Raw genomic sequence first — 18619 nt, forward strand, 5'->3', positions numbered from 1 at the left:
GTGAAATGCGTTCGAATAGAGCTGTCGGCGGGCGCAATTCGACTCGGCTCCGAGAACGTGTGCGTCAGTCTAGATTCAGTCGGCGGTATTCGCCGCCCGAGGGGTCATCGTCCATTGTGTATTTCGAGTTAACAGTTGGTGCGTGTAACTCCGTGTAAATAGCTAGCTTTGGCGGCTGAAGCCTTCGCTAGCAGCGGAATCGCGCTCTATCACACTCATTCGGCGGCGTGCCAGTATTCGATACTTGACATATCTCACAACCGAATGCTGTGCAACTGTCCAAATCTCTCGAGATCGGCGATATCTCGATGCAATCGTGCTGGAAATCAACGCTGATAACTTTGACTGGGTAGCGTGACCGGGTATCAATGCATTTGCTCGGTTCTGGTCGAACTACGCCGATTTCCAACGAGATTGCCGACACAGCACTCAGCCTCGTGACCGCTTCGCCGACGAGGAAGACCGCTGTCGGAACAGTCCGCACGCGTAGTGTCGCGGACATGGCTTGCAGGATCACCGAACTGGTCATCGACTGTGCCGACCCGCAACGGCTGGCTGACTTCTGGTGCGAAGTCCTCGGCTACGTCGAACTCGGCTGGGAGGGCGACGATCACCTCGAGATCGGCCCGCCAGGAACCGGCTTCGGCGGGCCGCAGCCCACACTGGTGTTCGGTCGCAGCGCCGAGCCGAAGCGCGGGAAACTGCCGCTGCACCTCGACGTGAACCCCACCGACCGCGATCAGGACGCGGAACTGGCACGGCTGCTCGCCGCGGGTGCGCGGAAGGTCGACGTCGGCCAGACCGGCGCCGCGACATGGCACGTACTGGCCGACCCGGAGGGGAACGAGTTCTGCCTGCTCCGGCGCCGGGTCAAGGCAGTGGAGAGCCACCCGAACGCACGGTAGTGCCGCCGGTCGCAGGGCCCGTAGTCATTGGCGTCCGCGCCTGTTTGGGACGATGATCTCGTGTCGCAATCGGTTAACACGCGGACCGGCAAGCACGCACCGGCATTGACGCCCCGCGGAGAGCGGACCCGCACGAAACTGATCGACGCCGCCGAGTCGGTCTTCGCGCGGCTCGGGTTCGTGGAAACGCGGGTCGCCGACATCGTCACCGAGGCCGGCGTCGCGCACGGGACCTTCTATGTGTACTTCGACTCCAAGGAAGCGATCTTTCAGGCGGTGGTGCTGAATCTCATCGCCGACATGCGCGAGAAGGTGCGCTCACGGCTCGGCACCGAGCCCCGCACAGCCGTCGAGGCGATCGAAGCGGCGGTGCGCGCCTACGTGCTCGCGTTCCGCGATCATGCCCGCCTGATGCTCATGTGGGGCGAGGTCGCCGGGCTCAACCCCGAGATCGACGAACTGCTCCAAGCCGAGATCGAACTGTTCATCGACCGGGCAACACAGATGATCACCCGGCTGCAGGAGAGCCGCCTCGCCGCAGTCGATATCGACGCCGCCTATGCGGCGACGGCGCTGTGCGGCATGGTCCGCGAGTTCTGTACCCAGTGGGCCAAGACCGACGCCGAGATCGACACCGACGCGGCGGCGGCCACCTTGTCCACGCTGTGGGTGCGTGGCATCGGCCTGGTTCACGGCGCGCCGCCGGTGTGAACGAGGCGCGCGATTCGCCGCGCAGCGATTCCCGGTCGATGGATCGCTTGACGTAATCGACTTCGGTGCGGGTCGACATCGACCATCGGCGGATCCTTCGAGACGAACTGTGCGGGGACCGCGGTCAGCGTATATGAAACTGACGTCAAGGTTATGTTTTCCGCAGAACCGACTGCCGTGATGTCGATGAGCTGGCGTTTTACCGGCGAAGGGGGTGGATTGCGGCCACTGGCCGTTCGGGATGCGGCGGTATCGGCGCCCCTTGCTCGGCGGCGTGGGATGGCGACGGGTTCGATGCGGGCGGCGGTAGTGCTACTCGGAAAGTGTGATTGACATTACTTTCTCGCTCCTCCACACTGGGCGCACCCACATGAATCTGACGTCAAGTTTGCTTTCTGGCGCGGCTGTGGGTGATCCATCCAGCTCGAGGAGTATGCGCATGACCGCACCACTGGAACCGGTAGGTCCCGCCACCGAAAAGGTATCGACACCAGGACAGGAACGGAGTCGCGGGCAACGCAGACTCCTCGCCGCAGGCCTCGTCGGCAGCTCGATCGAGTGGTACGACTTCTTCCTGTACGGGACAGCCGCGGCACTGGTCTTTCCGAAGGTGTTCTTCCCGGACAGCTCGGCGCTGATGGGCACATTGCTCTCGTTCAGCACCTTCTGGGCGGGATTCGTGGCCCGCCCGCTCGGCGGGGTGCTGGCCGGACACTTCGGCGACAAGTACGGTCGCAAGCCCGCCGTGGTCGTCTGCCTGCTCGCGATGGGGTTCGCGACCTTCCTCATCGGCTGTCTTCCCAGTGCGCACTCCATCGGCGTCGCCGCACCGATACTGCTGGTCACGCTGCGCTTCGTGCAGGGTATGGCGTGTGGCGGGCAGTGGGGTGGGATCGTGCTGCTGCTCACCGAATCCGCGAGTCCGAAAAGGCGAGGATTCGCAGGGACTTTCGGGCAGATGGGTGTCCCGCTCGGCGTGATCCTCGGAAACCTGGTGTTCCTCGTCGCGACCTCGGCTCTTTCGAACGAGGCGTTTCTGAGCTGGGGTTGGCGGGTGCCGTTCTTCTGTAGCGCGCTGCTGTTTCCGGTCGTGTTCTACATCCAGACCAAGGTCGAGGACACGCCCGAATTCCGTGCGCTGCAACAGGAAGTAGCGAGCAAGCGTGCCGATCAGGTCGTCGCAGCACCGCTGTCGGAAGCGATTCGGATGCACTGGCGCAAGATCCTGCTCGGCTGCGGTCTGCTCGCCGCCACCAACACCTCCTTCTACATCAGTATCGCGGGCGTGCTCAGCTACGGGACCCAGGAGCTCGGCATGAAGCGCAACGACATACTGTCCGTATCGCTGGTGGCCTCGCTGATCGGTTGCCTGGTGATCCTGTGGTCGGGCGCCAGATCGGACCGGGTCGGACGTCGGCCACTGATTCTCTTCGGCGGTATCGGTCTGGTGATCTGGGCCTTCCCGTACTTCTGGCTGGTCGACACCGCGCAACTTCCGCTGTTCGCCGTCGCCATCACGGCCGGGACGATCTTCCAGTCGTTGACCTACGGTCCGCTGGCCGCTTTCATGGGTGAGCTGTTCGAGCCCCGGTTGCGCTATTCGGGTGCGTCACTGGCGTATCAGCTGGCCGCGATCACCGTCAGCGGCGGCACCCCGTTCATCATGACCGCGCTGATCGCGAATACCGGTACCACCGTGCTCGTTTCGGTGTACCTCGCGCTGATGGGGCTGGTCACCGTCTTCAGTGCCTGGGTGCTGCGGGAGACCAATCCCGCCGAGGTGCGTGCGTCGGCAACCGCCGTACCCGGCGAACATCTTTACACCTGAACCGGATTCGGCGGCACCGGTCTCCGGACCGGTGCCGCTGGGGTCTCCCCGAAGCAGCGCTGGACGTCAGCTGAAGGCCGTCGGAGCCGGGTTCGAACGAGGTCGCGCGTCATTGCGATGACGGACGCGGAGATGCCGACGAGTGCGACGGCTCCGAGTGCGAGTAGTGCTGCGGTGGTGGTGAGTCCAGGGGAGCGAAACCTATGGCGTCGGTGGTGAACCGGCAGCTGCCGTGTCGAGTGCCGGCGCACTCCGAGGGAGGGGGCGGTTTCCCGTGTGTTGGCACACTATTGGCACACTGGCAGTGCTCGCTGCTCAGCGTGGAGTAGGAAAACTGCTTCTGACCTGGCTCGACGGAATCAGGTCGGCGAGCAATTATGGAGAGGTAAGGAAAGTATGGGAAGCACCGTTCTCGACATTGTCGCCCTGATCACCAACCGCGCCGCGGCCTTCTGGAACTGGCTGGCCACCGGCTCGGCGGGTTTTCCTCCGCTGTGATGCGGCACTGATCGAGTTCGATGACCCCTGGCCCCCGCGGCCGGGGGTTTTCCTTATGTGCGGGCGGTGCTGTCTACCTCTCGCGGCTCGATCCAGAGCGCTTCGGCGACCGCGCAGAGCTCGCCCGCGGCGGTCGAAAGGGCAGCGCCCACGGTGTATTTGCGGCCGTCCTGCCCGATCGGCCACGCGTGGGCGATATGCGGTTCGCCCGCCCGGATCGGCCGCAGCAGCGTCGCGGTGAGTGCGGCGGTGACCGCGCCGCGGCGCATGCCGGACAGCAGGAATCCCGCACTGCCGCTGGGGCAGTCGAGGGCAGCCCAGACATCTTCGGTGGTCAGCAGGCCGTCCGGTCCGCCCAGCGCTGGGGCGGGGATCCAGGCGGCAGCGACGAGATCGCCGCCGGGCAGAGCCCAGGGGAACAGTCGCAATCCCCGGCCGGGGCTGCACGCCGAGCCGCAGCCGTAGCAGTCGGTGACGGGGCGTTCGCCCGAGGCGAGGACTCGCTCCGTGAGCGCCTCGGCGTCGGCCCAGCTCGGCGCGGGCGGAACATCGAGGGACAATGTCGCCGCGCCGATCTCGGCGAGGACCTTCCCCTGCGCGTTGGTGAGGGCGGAGCCGTTCACGGCGGTGTGCGTCAGCGCCAGCGGCGTGCCGACCGGCACCTTCGCGCGGAAGTCGACACGAGCGGTCGGCGCCGGGCAGCGGGTCGCGAGCACGCCGGCGACGAAGCCGCCGAAGGCGACGCTCGGATAGCCGTGGACGTGCTCGGGAAAGGTGATCTCGTCCACCTGAATCATCGACCGCACCAAACCCTCTCCCGGCCGCAGCCGTCCCATCGGCACCGACGATACCGGCGGGTCCGGGCGGCGCCGACAGCGGCCGGGGCGATCACTGCAGCAGCTCACCCCCGAGCTGGGTCAGCAGCAGGCTCATCACGCCGACCTCTTGGCCCTGCGACTGCACCATCGCCCGCGCCGCCTCCTTGACCGGCCCGTCGGCGAGCTGCCGGTCGGCGGCCGTCGCCATCGCGATGCCGCCTTGGTGGTGGCGAATCATGAGTTGCAGGAAGAGGATTTCGGCGTCCTGGCCACGCGCCGCGGCCAGCGCGTCGAGTTCGGCCGTGCTCGCCATGCCCGGCATCAGCGCGTCCGGCTGGCGTGGTGAATGCTGGTGCGCCGCAGCGGTATCCGTCATCCACGTCATTGGCCGCGAGGACAGGGGCGACGCGTCCGCCAGGCGCAACCAGCCCAGCATCATGCCGATCTCGATCCGCTGGGTGCCGGCCAGCTGCTCGGCGATCCGCCGGACAGTTGGCGCCGCCTGCGGATCGAGGCGCTGGGTCATCAGCAGCGCCTGCTGGTGATGGGCCGTCATGTCCTGGGCGAAGCCGACCTCGACGGTGTCGAGAACCGGTGCGGCCGTGTGTCTCTCGGGCAGCGCCAGTGGCCGCAGCGCCGTCACGAGCGCCAGCAGGAGCAGGGCGACCGAGGCGAACGCGGCGATCCGTGGCCCGCGCGGCATTTTCACGATCCGACGATCGAATGCTGGTCGGCGGGCGGGGTATACACCGCGTCGTCCAGTCGCAACACCATGAACCCGTTGTCCGAGCACGCGACGTAGAGTTCGTTGCCGCGCCATTCCGGCGGCGAGAAGCACCAGTCGGTGGAGACGTCGCCGAAGGCGAGCCGTCCAGTCCGTGGGGTGAGCGCGTCGGCCGGGTTGAACTGTCCCTCGAGCACCGCGCGCGCCGCGGGCGGTGCGCTCATCAGTGGGACGCCGATGATCGAGGCCAGCGCGTGCGGGGAATTCCAGAGTTCGAGATTGCGGCCGGTGCGCGCGGGCGGGTTGAAGTAGGCGATCTCGCGCACCGCGAATGGATCGCGCACGTCGAAGACCCGAATGCCGGAGGAGATCCAGCCGCAGGCGAGGGCCGTAGGATCGTCCCGCCGGTCGGCGGCGCAGTAGTGCGATTCGTAGGCGAAGGCCGAACCGCCCATCGAGGAGCCGATATTGGCGTCGATGTGCTGCGGCAGGTTGATCTCGAGCTTCAGTTTGTTGGCCACCTTGGGCGCGCTGTCGTTCGAGACGTCGATGAGCTTCACCCCGCCGGAACCGCCTTCGTCGACGGTGAACAGGTACGGCCTGCCGTCGTAGCTGACCGGAATGCTGTGCTGAGTCGCCCAGCCGTCGGTCCAGAAGGTGCGGCCGAGGTGGTGCACCTGCGGGTTCGGGTCGCGGCGCTGCACGGCGCTGATATCGAGCACGGTGAAACCGCCGAGCGCGGACAGATACATGCGATTGCCGTCGGGGCTGATGCCGAAGCCGTGCGCTTCGATGCCGGTCAGGCCCTGCCAGACGACGCGCGGGTTGGCCGGATCGGTGAGATCGACCGCGCTGACGAAACCGGGGGCGACGCCGGAGGCCCAGTAGGTGCGGCCGTCGGGGGAGAAGCCGCCCTCATGAGTCGTGATCGGCAGGGGCATGAGCAGATTGGTGCCGGGGCCCGGGTTGAGCAGGCGCGGGTGCGCACAGTCGGAGATGTCGTAGACGGATAGGTAACCCACGCCGGTGCCGACCGGGACGCCGGTGCCCACCAGCAGTTTGCGCTCGGCGTTGACCTTCAGGCTCTCCCAGGTGCCGGCGAGCATGGCGGGTTCGGTGAGGGTGACCGTGGGGCGAGGGTTGGCCGGATCCGAGACGTCGAGCACCTGAACGCCGCGGCCTTCGCCGATCAGATCGCCGGGGAAGAACGAGCCCAAGTAGGCGCAGTGTTCGAAGCTGGTCGAGGTGATACCGGCTCCGCGCCCGGCGAATTGGCCGACCATCGATATGTTGCACCGGTAGCCCTGCGTGCTGCGCCCGCTGTCGCGATCGGCGGCGGGCACGTCGCCCTGAAGGCCGGGTTCCGGCATCGAACCCGGTCCGCAGTCCGCGCGCGGCACCGATTTTCGCCCGACATCCAGGAATTCCTGGACGGCGGTGGCGATGTCGGATTGCAGATCGGCCGAGGCGCTGCCTGGCACCGTCATCGCGGTGATCACCGCCGCGGTGAGCAGTGCGACCGGTCTGATGCGGCGCAATCGTGACAGAGAGTGCATCGTTGCGACCCCCCACTTCCTTGTTCGCGGTCGTGACGCGCCTCCGACTGGGACAGTGACGCGATCTGACCGAATAGTAATAATGACGAGTAACTTGTGGAGCCTGTTCGAAAGAATTTCTGGAACTTGTGCTGATTCGTCCGTTGGGATGCCGCGTTCGGTGGTGAGTCGATGTTCCGCAGTGTTTCGGTCGAGCTCGCGTCGTCGGGTCCGCAGCACGCGGGTTGGTAGGGTTGGCATCGACCGAGGCGAGCGGCAGGCAAGACAGGCGGCTCGAGTCTCGGGTCTCAGCTCGGGGAGGGCAGAAAGTGCGGGGATGGTTGCTGAGCGCGGGGATTCGGTGGCGCGGTTGGTCGCGGCGGCGCCGCGTCGCGGTAGCCGCGGGGCTGGTGCTTGCGATGCTGGTGCTCCCGATGGGAGCGGCCGCGGTCGCGCTGCGATTCGAATTCGCCGGTGAACCCAGCGCGGAAGCGCGCACCAGAGGCCGGGACGCGGTGTGGCTCGGCCACGCCTGGGTCGACGGCCGCAGGACCGATGCCGACGTAGCTGGATTGGTGACCACGTTGGCAGGCACCGGCATCAAGGACCTCTACGTGCACACCGGACCGCTCGAGCACGACGGAAGTCTGCGCGGCGAATTGCACTCGCGGGCACAGTGGTTCGTCGATGCGGTACATCGCGTCCTGCCGGGGATACGGGTGCAGTCCTGGCTCGGCGACGTCGTCGTCCCCGAATTCGACGGCCTGCATCTGGACGAAGCCGCCGTCCGCGACCGCATCACCGCCTCCGCCACCAGGGTTGTCGACCTCGGCTTCGACGGCGTCCACCTCGATCTGGAGCCGGTACGATCGGGCACGTCCGGCTACCTGACGCTGCTGGACCAGGTGCGCGCCGTCACCGCGAGCCGAGGCGCACCGCTATCGGTGTCGGCTCCGCAGATCGACCCGCTGCCGGGGCTGCACTCGGTCGGAATCACTCTTTTCGATCACGGAAAGTGGTGGTCGCAAGGGTATTTCGCCGACGTGGCGCGGCGCGTGAATCAGATAGCGCTGATGTCGTATGACACCTCTATGCCGTGGGGCTCCCTGTATGGCGGGTACGTCGCTCAGCAGACCGCGCTCGCGCTCGAGGTCACCCCGGCGAGTGTCGACCTGCTGATGGGCCTGCCCGCCTTCTGGGCGGACGATCCCGGGCATCACGGCGCGGCGGAGACCGTCGGCAACGCGGTGCGCGCAATCCGATTGGCATTGAGCCGAAATGACCCCGGGCGACCGGCCTTCGGTGTGGCGCTGTACGTCGATTTCGCTGCGACACCGGCGGATTGGGCGACCTACCGCCGAGAGTGGTGCGCCCCTCTGCGGTAGCAGCAACTACATCGTGCTACGTAGATATGCGCATCTAACAGGGTCTCGACCGCGGCGACGGACTGCCGCAGGCTCGGCATCGACTTCTCCCTAAGCCTGCGCCGCGACTGGCTTGTCCGTGACCGCCGCGCCCACGATCTCGTCACCGCGGTCTACGACGCGTTCTTGGCAAGCTTTCGCCGCTGGGCGGTGGTGAGGCGATCGGGCCGTGCGACCACGTAGTAGGCCCCGGACTTGTTGCCGCGCACTGCGACCGGGTCTGCGAGGTCGGGGTGGCGGTCGGCGTCGCGCAGCGCCGAAGTCACTTGGTCGAGGGGCCAATCGAGCGCGGCGGCAAGCTGCCTCGGGGTGAGTGGCGTGCCTGCGTGCACGAGCGCGGCGATGACGGTGAGCGCGTGCTCGCCCGCCGCGGTATCCACGGGACCGCCCGCGATATCGTGTCCGAGCCGGGCGAAGAACAGGCCCATATGCTCGAGTCGCTCACCGACCGGTGTTGTCGCGCCGAAGATTTCGGCGCCGCGCTCGGCGGCCTCCGCCCACCGGTTGGTCGTGCGGGCGCTGTCGGACCATGCCTCGAGCCACACGTCGTCGTCGACGACGTAGCGTTCGCGCCGCCCCTCCCGGGCACGGCGGATCACCTCGAGCCCGTCGAGGTAGGCCACGGCCTTGGAAATCGACGCGGGACTCACCCGCAACCGTCGGGCGAGTTCGGCCGCTGTCGCGCTGCCCGAATCGGTGGTGAACAGCGAAGCCAGCACGCGGGCCGCCATCCGCGGTAGTCCGGAATCGACCATCAATGCCGCGAACTGTTCAGCGAATTCGCGCACTGTTTCGTCGTCGCGCCCGAAGGTGGTCGCCGAAAGGTCTTGTGCAGTTGCTATGCGTCGTCGGGCTCGCCGTCGAGTGGCTCGCTGCGCGAGGTCGGCCCGGTAGCCGCCCGGTCCACCATTGCGCGCCACTTCACGGGTGACGGTCGACGTGGGTCTGCCGACCCGTCGGGCGATCTCGGCGTAATCGAGTCCGGTCGCGAGTCCGGAGGCGATATGCCTGCGGTCCTGCTCGGTCAGCCTGCCTCCTGGCATGGGTGCGTCGTTTCCTTCCGGATCGGGGTCGGGTTCAGTGTGCGTTAACCCTCTCGGTCATTGCAACGATTCGTTGCGTTTCGCGGCACCGCTATTGCAACGATTTGCGAATGATCCCAGGTGAAATGGCATAGATCTCCTGACGAGTGGTTGATGACCTTGGAAACGCAACGTAGCTTTCGTGGCGTTGTGAAGACGAACGAGAAGGAATGGACATGACGGAAACGATGGCTCCCAGCGCGATCCAAGACGTGCTCGATCGGGCGGTGACGGAAGGCGGTGTGCCGGGAATCCTCGCCGAGGTACGCGGCGGTGAACGGCACTGGTTCGGCACGGCGGGTGTCGCCGACATCACCACCGGACGACCGCGCCTGCCGCAGCACCGGTTTCGTATCGGCAGCACCACGAAAACCTTCGTGGCCACCGTGCTGCTGCAACTCGCGGGTGAGGGGCTCCTCGGCCTCGACGACACGGTGCACCGGTGGCTGCCGAATGTGGTGCGAGGCAACGGCAATGACGGTGACGCGATCACCGTGCGGCAGTTGCTGAACCACACCAGCGGCCTGTTCAACCACACCGACGACCGAGAAGCGTTGAACCGCTACGAAACCCACTCGCCAGCGACGCTCGTCGATATCGCCCTGGCGCACCAGCCCACCTTCGCGGTGGGCACGGACTGGGGTTACAGCAACACCAACTACATCCTTGCCGGAATGCTCATCGAGGCGGCGACCGGCGCGTCCCTGCACGACGAGCTCCGCCGCCGCATCATCGAGCCGCTCGCTCTCACCGCGACCTCCCTGCCCCACGGCGGCGACCCCACCATCGAGGGACCCCACTCCCGCCACTACACGAAGCTGTTCGACTCGAGCCCCGACGCCGCGATCCACGACGCGACCGAGCTGGACGTCTCCATGTTCGGCGCGGCGGGCGGCATGATCTCCACCCTCGGCGACCTGCACCGCTTCTTCGCAGCCTTGCTCGGCGGCCAGCTGCTCCGCCCCGCCGAACAGGCCGAGATGTTCCGGACCGTCCCCACAAAGAACTGGATCGCGGACACCGGCTACGGCCTCGGCATCTCCTCGGTGACCCTGCCCTCCGGCGTCGCGTTGTGGGGCATGGGCGGCGCGCTCTTCGGTTCGTGGACATACACATACGGCACCCGCGACGGCCGTCATGTCCTCGTCGCCAATGTCAACGCCGACTGGGCTCACGGCGACTGGCACGATCCGATCGGCGTGTTCACCGATCTGCTCCGGGCCGAATTCGACTGACCCCGTGCACGCGGGCCCTCGAGTGGTTGCGTGGGAACCGCGCGAAGGGGGCTCGGATCGCGGCTACCGCGGGCGCTCGGGCAGCCCGGATGGTCGTGGGCTCTGCGTCTCGCGTTTTTGGGTCATCTGACCTATTTTGGGGTTATGAGCGATGCTTTGCATTTCGATGCGCACGGCCCGGTTCTTTTGGTGGGCGGATACGGGGTGGTCGGTGCCGAGGTGGCGCGGATGGCGGCTCAGTCGCTTCCGCTGCTGCTCACCGGCCGGACGCCGGAACGGGGCCGGGAGCTGGCCGCGGAAACCGGTGCTGCGCTGCAGGTGTGGGATCTGGCCGATCCGGTGCCTTTCCGAGCCGGTGTGCGGGCGGTGGTTGGCCTGGTCAACGATCCCGACGACCGTATTCTGCGAGCGGCGATCGCGGGTGGGGTGCCGTTCGTGGACATCACCCGGTGGACCGCCCGGTTGCAACGAGCCGCCACCGTGGCCGCGATGCTCACCCCGGCTGCGCCCGTGCTGCTGTCCTCGGCGTGGATGGGCGGTATCACCAGCCTTGTCGCCGCCTATCTCGCCCATGAGCTCGGCGGCGCCGACACCGTCGAGGTGGCGATCCGATGGGATCTGCGGGATCGAGCGGGCGCGGACTCGATCGATTTCATGGACCGCTTCGGCTTGGACTACGAGGTGATCGAAAACGGGGGGCGGCGCAACGTCATGCCGCTGAGCGATACCCGCCGAATCCGCATGGGCGACACGATCACCCGAGTCGCACGCATCGATACCCCCGAACAGTTCACCCTGCCCTTGACGCTCGGCACCAGGACCGCGGCTACTCGAATCGGATTCGATTCGGCCGCATCCACTTCGGCGTTGCTCGCCGTCAAGCGGCTCGGGTTCTTTCGCTGGGGGCGCGGCGACCACTTCACTGGTCTGCGACGGGCACTCTTGCACGCGGCCGGAGAGGGCGGCATTGCGCAACTGCGCGTCGATGTCACCCACGGCGGGCTCACTCGCAGTGCCGTGGCGACCGACCCGGCCGGGCAGGCCCACCTGACAGCGGTGGGCGCACTGCTCGGGATTCGGCGGGTTCTCGGACTGGACGGAGCATCGGTCTCCGCGGGCGTGACCTTCCCCGAGCAGACACCCCTCCCCGCTGAGGTGCCGGCCATGCTGGCTGCGCACGGCGTCGCTTTGGACATCGAGTCCGCCACCAACGGCGTAGCCGCATGACCGACCCGAGCATCGAATCCCACCGTCCGCCGCGTACCAGCAAGGGAACGCAACGTCGCGCCGAGCTTCTCGACGTCGCCGAACGAATCCTCGTCGAGTTCGGGCACGGGGAGCTCACAATGCGCGCGGTCGCCTCCGCGGCCGAGATACGGCTGGGCCACCTGCAGTACTACTTTCCGAACCGCAGCGAGCTGATCACCGCGGTCCTGAGCCGTACCCTCGAACGAACCCTGCAACGGCTTGCCCCGCTGCTTGCCTCCGCCGATTCGACCGAGCCGGTCGCCGATATGGTTCGAATGCTGCTGATAGAGCAGGACGACTTCTGTCTTGTACGCGTATACACCGAAATTTGGGCGCTGGCCGCGCGTGACGAGTCGACGGCCGAGGTAGTGCGGAGTTTCTACCGCACCTACCAGGACCATGTCGTCAACCTCATCCGGGCACGAAACCCTCGAGCCTCCGAAGACATCTGCCGAGTACACGCCCGCGTCTTCACCATGCTCATCGAAGGCGCGGCGTTGTTTCGCTCCGGTATCGCCGACCGAGCCGACCTGGCAACAGACGACATGCTGATCGCAACAGCTACAGCGCTGCTGGCCGTATGAGTCGTCGCAGCTCAGCGCGGGTTTTGGGTCAGATAGCCGATGGTTCCGATAAGCGCGGGTTCGTTGCGCAACGAGCACAAATAGGTATACCCCCGGGTCATTCGACCGTCGCGGTCCCGCCTGGACCACGGAACAGTGGTGTCGTTGCGTCACCACGAATACACCAAGGTGTCATGTCCCGGTACAACACGAAGCACAATCGAGAAGGGGTCGACCCTCCGGTTTGCGCGAGAGCGACGTTGATGATTCTGCGTTGCGCGTACTGCGAGAAGCTGCTCGCGCCGCCGGTCGACTTGTGTGGGTCGTGTCGATCCGTCGATCTCGAATGGATACCGTCGTCCGGCTGCGGCTCGATCGTGTCATGGCGGGTACTCGAGTGCGCGGCCAAAGCTCGCGCCGGGTCGGTGCCGTCGACGATCGCGATCGTCGAACTCGACGAGGGCCCGTGGATTTACACCACGATCGAGGGGCAAGTCCCACCGTCCTCGCATCGACCGGTCCGCGTGCGCTACGAAGCGCCTCCCCGAGGCGACAGATTCCCCATCTTCGCAATCAGTGGGTAGCTGGACCCCGCTGGATCCGTGGCCGCCAGCGCTTCCTTCGCCTTTTGTCGGCAATACGCTGAGCATTGGCGGAAGGCAGGCGTATGTTGCGTGGTGTCCGGATACGTCCTGGTTGGATCGCACCCGGGCGATGACCGAGGACGATCTGCTGGGTACACGCCGAGAGGTTGCGATGGGTAGATGGCGCCCGCCGCTGACGGCGGTGACCCGGGACAGTGCTGGCAATCTGCCGCTCGAGCTCACCAGCTTCGTCGGACGGCGCATCGAGTTGTCTCAGGTGAAGAAGCTCCTGTCCGGGTCCCGGCTGGTGACGCTGACGGGGGTCGGGGGCGTCGGCAAGACGCGGCTGGCACTGCGGGCCGGCGCGCAAGCGCAGCGGGAGTTCGCCGACGGTGTGTGGTTGGTGGAACTGGCCGAGGTCTCCGATGGCGAACTCCTGGTCGATGTCACGGCGGCCACCCTCGGTTTGCGGGACGCGACGTCGCGTCCGTTGCTCGAAGTGCTGGTGAAATTCCTGGGCTCGCGGGAAACACTGCTCGTTCTGGACAACTGCGAGCACGTGGTGGAAGCCGCGGCCAGGTTGGCCGAGGCGTTGCTGCTGACCTGCCCTGAGCTGCGGATTCTCGCCACCAGCCGGGAACCGTTGAATATCGCGGGAGAGGCGGTGCTGCGGTTGTCGCCGCTGACCGTGCCGGATCGGGATCGGGAGCCGACGCTGGTTGGGCTACCGCATTTCGATGCGGTGACGCTGTTCGCCGACCGTGCCGCGGCTGCGGTGCCCGGCTTCCAACTCGACGAGGACAACAAGTCTTCCGTGGCCGGTATCTGTGCCCAGCTGGATGGGTTGCCGCTGGCGATCGAACTGGCGGCGGCTCGGATGCGCACGATGTCACCGGAGCAGATTCTGCAACGCCTCGACGATCGATACACGTTGCTCAACCGCGGTAGTCGTACCGCGCCGACCCGGCAGCAGGCGCTCCGCTGGTGTGTCGACTGGAGCTACGAGTTGTGCACCCCGGCCGAACAGCGACTGTGGGCCCGGCTGTCGGTGTTCGCCGGCAGTTGCGAACTCGATGCCGTCGAGCAGGTATGCGGTGTCGGCATGGCGCCGCACAGCCTGCTGGATGTGCTGTCCTCCCTGGTGGACAAGTCGATCCTGGCGCGGGAGGCGTCGCGGACCGCGGTGCGCTTCAGGATGCTCGAGACCATGCGGGAGTACGGTCGGCAAAGGCTGCGAGAGTCCGGTGAAGACAGGGAGCTACGCCGCCTGCACCGCGAGTGGTATCAACGGTTGGCGCTGGACGCGGAGGCCGGGTGGATCAGCCACCGGCAGCCCGATTGGATCGCCCGGCTCGAACGCGAGCTACCCAACCTGCGCGAAGCGCTCGAGTACTGCCTGGCCGAGGACACCGACGAGGCGGCCGAGGCTGGGTTGCGCACAGCCGCCGCCCTGCACGAATTCTGGAGCTTTCGTGGCCTCTATGGGGAAGGCCGAACCTGGATCGACCGCGTTCTCGCCCACCCCCGCGCGCAATCCATACCCGACCGCATCCGTGCGCTGCGCACCGCTTGCGAAGTCGCCGCGCCACAGGGGGACTTCCGAGCCGCCGCCGCTTTCCTGGAGGAAGGGCGGGCGCTCGCCGCACAAGCCCCCAGCACCAGCGGCGAGGGACAGCTCGCCTACGCCGCCGGCGTCCTCGCGCTCGCCGGGGGCGAAACCGCCGACGCGTCCCGCTCCCTCGAACGAGCTGTCGAGCTGTTCGGCTCGGACCAGACGGGTGAGCTTTATGTCAGTGCTCTGACCATCCTCGCTTGGTCGTACGAGCTACGCGGCGATGTGACCCGAGCGGCCGAGCTCTACCACCGAGTACTTACCATCACCGAAGCGCGAGGCGAACTGCTCTATCGGTCGGCTGCGTTGCGCGGCTTGGGCATTGCCGCGTGGCAGCGAGGCGAGCGGCACCGTGCCCAGCAGCTGCTCGAGGAGGCGTTGCGAGTCAACCGGCTGAACAGCCCGGTGATCACCGCGTTCGGTCTGGAGGCGCTGGCGTGGACCGTCGCCGACCAGGGTGACGCCGAGCGGGCGGCCGTTCTGCTCGGAGCAGCCCAGGGGAACTGGCTGGTGGGCAGCAGTGTGCGGGCCGTCCTGCGGACCATGTCGCGTTTTCACGAGGAATGTGAGCGGACGACACGCCATATCCTCGGCGCTCGCAAATTCGACGCGGCCTTTCGGCGAGGTCGAGGGTTCGGCGTAGATGCCGCTGTCGCTTACGCGCTCGGGGGTGAGTCCACCGATGGGGCGCCTGCGTCGGGCGCCCCATCGAAATTGACCAAGCGTGAGTGGCAGGTCGCCGACCTCGTCGCCCGAGGACTCAGCAACAAGCAGATCGCCGCCAAGCTGGTGATCTCGCCACGCACTGCCCAAGGCCACGTCGAGCACATCCTCACCAAGCTCGGATTCAATTCCCGCGCTCAGATCGCGGCCTGGATCGTGGACGAAGCCAAACAAAACAGTTCCTGAATCCCGGACGAGCCCTGGTCGCGAAAGGCTGTGTCCTAGAGGAGCTTGCCCGGGATGGCGGCGACCAGCCCGCCGTCGATGATCAAGTCCTGGCCGTTGATGTAGGACGCTTCGCCGGATGCCAGGAACGCGACGGCGTCGGCGACGTCCTCGGCGGTTCCGATGCGTCCGGCGACCACATCGCCGACGACGGCGACCTGCGCCTCGGCCGACACCTCGGCGTGGAACATCGGGGTCTCGATGAAGCCGGGGCTCACCGAGTTGACGCGGATTCGCCGAGGTCCCAGCTCCGCGGCGAGGGTGTGCGCCAGGTTGTGGACCGCCGCTTTCGTCGCCGCGTAGAGCGAGCCGCCCGGCATACCACGGTGCAACGTCCACGAGGCGTTGACGACGATCGCCGCGCCGCCGGACAGCAGCGGCAGCGTCTTCTGGATGGTGAAGAACACGCCCTTGAAGTTGATGTCGACCACGCGATCGAATTCGGCCTCGGTGATCTCGGTGTGCGGCCCGAACGAGGCGACGCCCGCGTTGGCGAAGACCACGTCCAGGCGTCCGAAGCGCTCCCGGATCGCGTGGGTCAGCGCGTCGAGATCGGCGAGGCTGGAGGCGTCGCCGGGGATCGCGAGGACGCGGTCACCGCCGTCGAGCTCCGCGACGGCGTCGTCGAGGCGGCCCTTGTCCCGGCCGGTGATCACCACCGTGGCGCCCTCGGCGAGCAGCCGCCGGGCAGTGGCCAGCCCCATCCCGCTGGAGCCGCCGGTGACGAGCGCGATCTTGTCCTGGTAGCGGGAGGTGCCGAGTGATCGAGAAGTGCTGTGTGTCATGGCATTCAGCCTGCCGAGCGGGGTGCGTGGCAAACAGTGCGTGGTCAACCTGGGTCCGGCACCACCACCCTGGCGGTCAGGCCGACGTGGCCACAGGGATGTGCAGCAGCTGGGCGACCCGTTGCTCGGTCGCGGTGCCCGGCCGCGGGTTGTACAGCTCGAGGTAGCGATCGGCGCGGTCCGCGACGATCAGTGTGGTCGTGTCGAAGTACAGGTCGCCCGCCTCGGGATGGCGCACCGCTTTCACGTCCTGCCCCGGGACGCCGACATCGTGGCGCGCCCACAGCTCGGCGAATTCGGGGCTCGCCGCGGTGAGTTCGTCCACCACGCGGCTGAATTCGGGATCGCCGGGCGCGCGGGCGGCGTCGGCGCGGAAGGCCGCGACGATCAGGGGTGCGGTGGACGCCCACGGGTCGTGCATGCCGCGGTAGCGGGCGTTGGTGAAGAACGAGATGAGGCAGTTGCGGTCGGTGTCGCCGTAGCCGAAGACTGAGCGCGTCGCGTCGTTGATCGCGAGCAGGTTCCAGTAAGGGTCGCGCAGGATCGCCGGGCGCGGCGCCCACGCGTCGACCAGCTGCCGAAGCTCCGGCGAGACCTCGGTGTCGCGCGTGCCGCCCGCGGTCGGCGGATTGAGACCTGCCAGCACGTAGAGGTGCGCGCGCTCGGGTTCGGTCAGGCGCAGCGCACGGCCTACCGCGTCGAGCACCTCGGCCGACACCTTGATATCGCGCCCCTGCTCCAGCCACGTGTACCAGGAGACGCCGACGCCCGCCAGCAGGGCGACCTCTTCTCTGCGCAGCCCCGGCGTGCGCCGCCTGCCCGCGGTGACCAGGCCGACGTCATCCGGGGTGAGCCGGGCGCGGCGGGTGCGCAGGAAGTCACGGAGCTGGTCGCGGCGCAGAGTCGCCGCCGCGGGGGATTCGCCGGGCATATGCCACGGTAACAATCGGCGCGTTGGGTGGTGGACGCCGCCGGGTGCGCCGGAATGGACCGGCGGGGGTCCGACGCCGACATGCAGTGCGGTGGCTTATCCCACGGCGTGCTCCGCGCCTACCGTCAGCAGTTCTTCGCAGGTGGCAAGCAAGGTGGCGCGCAGCGTCGCGGCCCGCTCTGCGAGTTCGGCCTGTCGGCGGACGTATTCCGCTCGGCCGGAAGGGGTTTCGATGGGAATCGGCGCGTAGCCGTATGCGCCGAGATCGTAGGGGCTGGCGCGCATGTCGAGTTCGCGTGCGGCGCATGCCAATTCGAAGCAGTCCAGGACGAGTGCGGAGGAGATCAGCGGGACGAGCTTGAAACTCCATTTGTAGAGATCCATATTGGCGTGCAGGCAGCCGGGCTGTTCGGTGGCCACCTGATCGGAACGGGTGAGCGGCTTGGCGTTGCGGCCGACGGCCTCCGGGGTGAAGAAACGGAAAGCGTCGAAGTGGGTGCAGCGCAACGACATCGCTTCGACCACCGCGTCGGTCCCCGCCGCGCCGAGCCGCAACGGCACCTGACGGTGGCGGACGTCGTCGGTGCGGTACACCATCGCCCACTCGTGCAGACCGAAGCAGGACAGCTGTGCGGGACGGGACGCGGTAGCGCGCAACAGGTTCGCGACGAACTCGATGGTGTCGCGGCGGCGGGCGAGGTACGCGGGATCCGCCGTGAACACCGGCCCGCCATCGCTCGCGGGCGCGCTGGACCGCTCGGGAGCGCCCGTCCGACCCGGCTGCGCGTGTGCGCCGACTTGGCTGGACTCCTCGAGCGCCGCGACCGGGCCTGACAAGTCGGCCGAGATCCGCCGGTACCCCCGCGCCCCCTCGTACTCGCGCGCACCGGCCAGCCCGACGCCGAACCCGGGATGCCACCGGCGTAACTGAGCGGGCTTGTTGCCGTAGTAGGTGAAGAGAAAGTCGATCACCGGATGTGCGGAGCCTGCGGCTCTCCGCTCCAGATACGGCCCGACGAGCTGGTCCAGCCGCGCTTGGTACGCGGCGGCGCGCGCACGCCAATCTTTCTCCGCCAATACGCTTTCGACCATCACGTGGGCTCCGGGATGTCTGGTAACACCGCAGCGCGAAGAACTGCACCGTATCCGCACGGCGTGTGCGCGAACCGGCCCGGGTGCCCGTGCGGG

Annotated in this window: 16 protein-coding genes; 9 read left to right on the top strand and 7 right to left on the bottom strand. The window is 67.1% G+C overall.

The window, feature by feature from the left end; all coding sequences use genetic code 11:
• Nucleotides 1-500: 500 nt before the first annotated feature.
• The 3 genes from AB0H50_RS13310 to AB0H50_RS13320 all read left to right on the top strand — a co-directional run bounded on the left by AB0H50_RS13310 (nt 501) and on the right by AB0H50_RS13320 (nt 3444).
• The gene (locus AB0H50_RS13310; RefSeq protein ID WP_357450872.1) at nt 501-905 is read left to right on the top strand and encodes a VOC family protein; all 405 of its coding nucleotides are present in this window, start codon (nt 501-503) and stop codon (nt 903-905) included.
• Between the two features lie 60 nt (nt 906-965).
• Complete coding sequence (locus AB0H50_RS13315; protein WP_357450874.1) at nt 966-1616, top strand: TetR/AcrR family transcriptional regulator; 651 nt, start codon at nt 966-968, stop codon at nt 1614-1616.
• Nucleotides 1617-2055: 439 nt separating this feature from the next.
• Nucleotides 2056-3444, top strand: a complete 1389-nt coding sequence (locus tag AB0H50_RS13320) for an MFS transporter (protein WP_357450877.1) — start codon at nt 2056-2058, stop codon at nt 3442-3444.
• Between the two features lie 551 nt (nt 3445-3995).
• On the opposite strand, the gene AB0H50_RS13325 is transcribed toward AB0H50_RS13320, so the two are convergent.
• Genes AB0H50_RS13325 through AB0H50_RS13335 form a run of 3 tightly spaced genes read right to left on the bottom strand, consistent with a single transcriptional unit; the run spans nt 3996 to nt 7040 of the window.
• Entirely contained in the window at nt 3996-4778 is a 783-nt protein-coding gene (locus AB0H50_RS13325) for a hypothetical protein (RefSeq protein ID WP_357450880.1), read from the bottom strand.
• 52 nt (nt 4779-4830) lie between these two features.
• The gene (locus AB0H50_RS13330) at nt 4831-5463 is read right to left on the bottom strand and encodes a DUF305 domain-containing protein (RefSeq protein WP_357451552.1); all 633 of its coding nucleotides are present in this window, start codon (nt 5461-5463) and stop codon (nt 4831-4833) included.
• Nucleotides 5464-5465: 2 nt separating this feature from the next.
• Nucleotides 5466-7040: a hypothetical protein gene (locus tag AB0H50_RS13335; protein WP_357450883.1), complete on the bottom strand. Its 1575-nt coding sequence runs from the start codon at nt 7038-7040 to the stop codon at nt 5466-5468.
• Between the two features lie 398 nt (nt 7041-7438).
• Between AB0H50_RS13335 and AB0H50_RS13340 the strand changes: the two genes are divergently transcribed.
• Nucleotides 7439-8404 carry a hypothetical protein gene (locus AB0H50_RS13340; protein WP_357450885.1) on the top strand — a complete coding sequence of 322 codons (966 nt, stop codon included), beginning with the start codon at nt 7439-7441 and terminating at the stop codon, nt 8402-8404.
• Between the two features lie 152 nt (nt 8405-8556).
• Here the strand turns inward: AB0H50_RS13340 and AB0H50_RS13345 are convergent, their stop codons facing one another.
• Entirely contained in the window at nt 8557-9486 is a 930-nt protein-coding gene (locus tag AB0H50_RS13345; protein ID WP_357450888.1) for a helix-turn-helix domain-containing protein, read from the bottom strand.
• Nucleotides 9487-9701: 215 nt separating this feature from the next.
• Here AB0H50_RS13345 and AB0H50_RS13350 point away from each other — a divergent pair, with 215 nt between their 5' ends.
• The 5 genes from AB0H50_RS13350 (at nt 9702) to AB0H50_RS13370 (ending at nt 15676) form a co-directional block, all read left to right on the top strand.
• Nucleotides 9702-10760, top strand: coding sequence for a serine hydrolase domain-containing protein (locus tag AB0H50_RS13350; protein WP_357450891.1), 1059 nt, complete (start codon nt 9702-9704; stop codon nt 10758-10760).
• A gap of 144 nt (nt 10761-10904) precedes the next feature.
• A complete protein-coding gene (locus tag AB0H50_RS13355; RefSeq protein WP_357450894.1) occupies nt 10905-11987 on the top strand; it encodes a saccharopine dehydrogenase in 1083 nt (360 codons plus the stop codon).
• On the top strand, nt 11984-12592 hold the full coding sequence (locus AB0H50_RS13360) for a TetR/AcrR family transcriptional regulator (protein ID WP_357450897.1): 609 nt from the start codon (nt 11984-11986) through the stop codon (nt 12590-12592). The genes AB0H50_RS13355 and AB0H50_RS13360 overlap by 4 nt, the downstream gene beginning before the upstream one ends.
• A 242-nt stretch (nt 12593-12834) precedes the next feature.
• Complete coding sequence (locus tag AB0H50_RS13365; protein WP_357450900.1) at nt 12835-13155, top strand: OB-fold domain-containing protein; 321 nt, start codon at nt 12835-12837, stop codon at nt 13153-13155.
• A 172-nt stretch (nt 13156-13327) separates the two neighbouring features.
• Nucleotides 13328-15676 carry a LuxR C-terminal-related transcriptional regulator gene (locus tag AB0H50_RS13370; RefSeq protein WP_357450903.1) on the top strand — a complete coding sequence of 783 codons (2349 nt, stop codon included), beginning with the start codon at nt 13328-13330 and terminating at the stop codon, nt 15674-15676.
• Nucleotides 15677-15711: 35 nt separating this feature from the next.
• On the opposite strand, the gene AB0H50_RS13375 is transcribed toward AB0H50_RS13370, so the two are convergent.
• The 3 genes from AB0H50_RS13375 to AB0H50_RS13385 form a co-directional block, all read right to left on the bottom strand.
• Nucleotides 15712-16500: a glucose 1-dehydrogenase gene (locus tag AB0H50_RS13375; protein WP_357450905.1), complete on the bottom strand. Its 789-nt coding sequence runs from the start codon at nt 16498-16500 to the stop codon at nt 15712-15714.
• Nucleotides 16501-16576: 76 nt separating this feature from the next.
• Nucleotides 16577-17431: a helix-turn-helix transcriptional regulator gene (locus AB0H50_RS13380; protein WP_357450908.1), complete on the bottom strand. Its 855-nt coding sequence runs from the start codon at nt 17429-17431 to the stop codon at nt 16577-16579.
• Nucleotides 17432-17527: 96 nt separating this feature from the next.
• Nucleotides 17528-18523, bottom strand: coding sequence for a 3-methyladenine DNA glycosylase (locus AB0H50_RS13385; protein WP_357451555.1), 996 nt, complete (start codon nt 18521-18523; stop codon nt 17528-17530).
• Nucleotides 18524-18619: the final 96 nt, after the last annotated feature.

This window comes from Nocardia sp. NPDC050793 (genome assembly GCF_040654065.1).
Lineage (GTDB): Bacteria > Actinomycetota > Actinomycetes > Mycobacteriales > Mycobacteriaceae > Nocardia.

Excerpts from the sequence above, each read along its gene's own strand:
- AB0H50_RS13310 (WP_357450872.1), top strand. The coding sequence starts at position 501 with ATGGCTTGCAGGATCACCGAACTGGTCATCGACTGTGCCGACCCGCAA.
- AB0H50_RS13320 (WP_357450877.1), top strand. The coding sequence starts at position 2,056 with ATGACCGCACCACTGGAACCGGTAGGTCCCGCCACCGAAAAGGTATCG.
- AB0H50_RS13325 (WP_357450880.1), bottom strand. The coding sequence starts at position 4,778 with ATGGGACGGCTGCGGCCGGGAGAGGGTTTGGTGCGGTCGATGATTCAG.
- AB0H50_RS13330 (WP_357451552.1), bottom strand. The coding sequence starts at position 5,463 with ATGCCGCGCGGGCCACGGATCGCCGCGTTCGCCTCGGTCGCCCTGCTC.
- AB0H50_RS13335 (WP_357450883.1), bottom strand. The coding sequence starts at position 7,040 with ATGCACTCTCTGTCACGATTGCGCCGCATCAGACCGGTCGCACTGCTC.
- AB0H50_RS13340 (WP_357450885.1), top strand. The coding sequence starts at position 7,439 with ATGCTGGTGCTCCCGATGGGAGCGGCCGCGGTCGCGCTGCGATTCGAA.
- AB0H50_RS13345 (WP_357450888.1), bottom strand. The coding sequence starts at position 9,486 with ATGCCAGGAGGCAGGCTGACCGAGCAGGACCGCAGGCATATCGCCTCC.
- AB0H50_RS13350 (WP_357450891.1), top strand. The coding sequence starts at position 9,702 with ATGACGGAAACGATGGCTCCCAGCGCGATCCAAGACGTGCTCGATCGG.
- AB0H50_RS13355 (WP_357450894.1), top strand. The coding sequence starts at position 10,905 with ATGAGCGATGCTTTGCATTTCGATGCGCACGGCCCGGTTCTTTTGGTG.
- AB0H50_RS13360 (WP_357450897.1), top strand. The coding sequence starts at position 11,984 with ATGACCGACCCGAGCATCGAATCCCACCGTCCGCCGCGTACCAGCAAG.
- AB0H50_RS13365 (WP_357450900.1), top strand. The coding sequence starts at position 12,835 with ATGATTCTGCGTTGCGCGTACTGCGAGAAGCTGCTCGCGCCGCCGGTC.
- AB0H50_RS13370 (WP_357450903.1), top strand. The coding sequence starts at position 13,328 with ATGGGTAGATGGCGCCCGCCGCTGACGGCGGTGACCCGGGACAGTGCT.
- AB0H50_RS13375 (WP_357450905.1), bottom strand. The coding sequence starts at position 16,500 with ATGACACACAGCACTTCTCGATCACTCGGCACCTCCCGCTACCAGGAC.
- AB0H50_RS13380 (WP_357450908.1), bottom strand. The coding sequence starts at position 17,431 with ATGCCCGGCGAATCCCCCGCGGCGGCGACTCTGCGCCGCGACCAGCTC.
- AB0H50_RS13385 (WP_357451555.1), bottom strand. The coding sequence starts at position 18,523 with ATGGTCGAAAGCGTATTGGCGGAGAAAGATTGGCGTGCGCGCGCCGCC.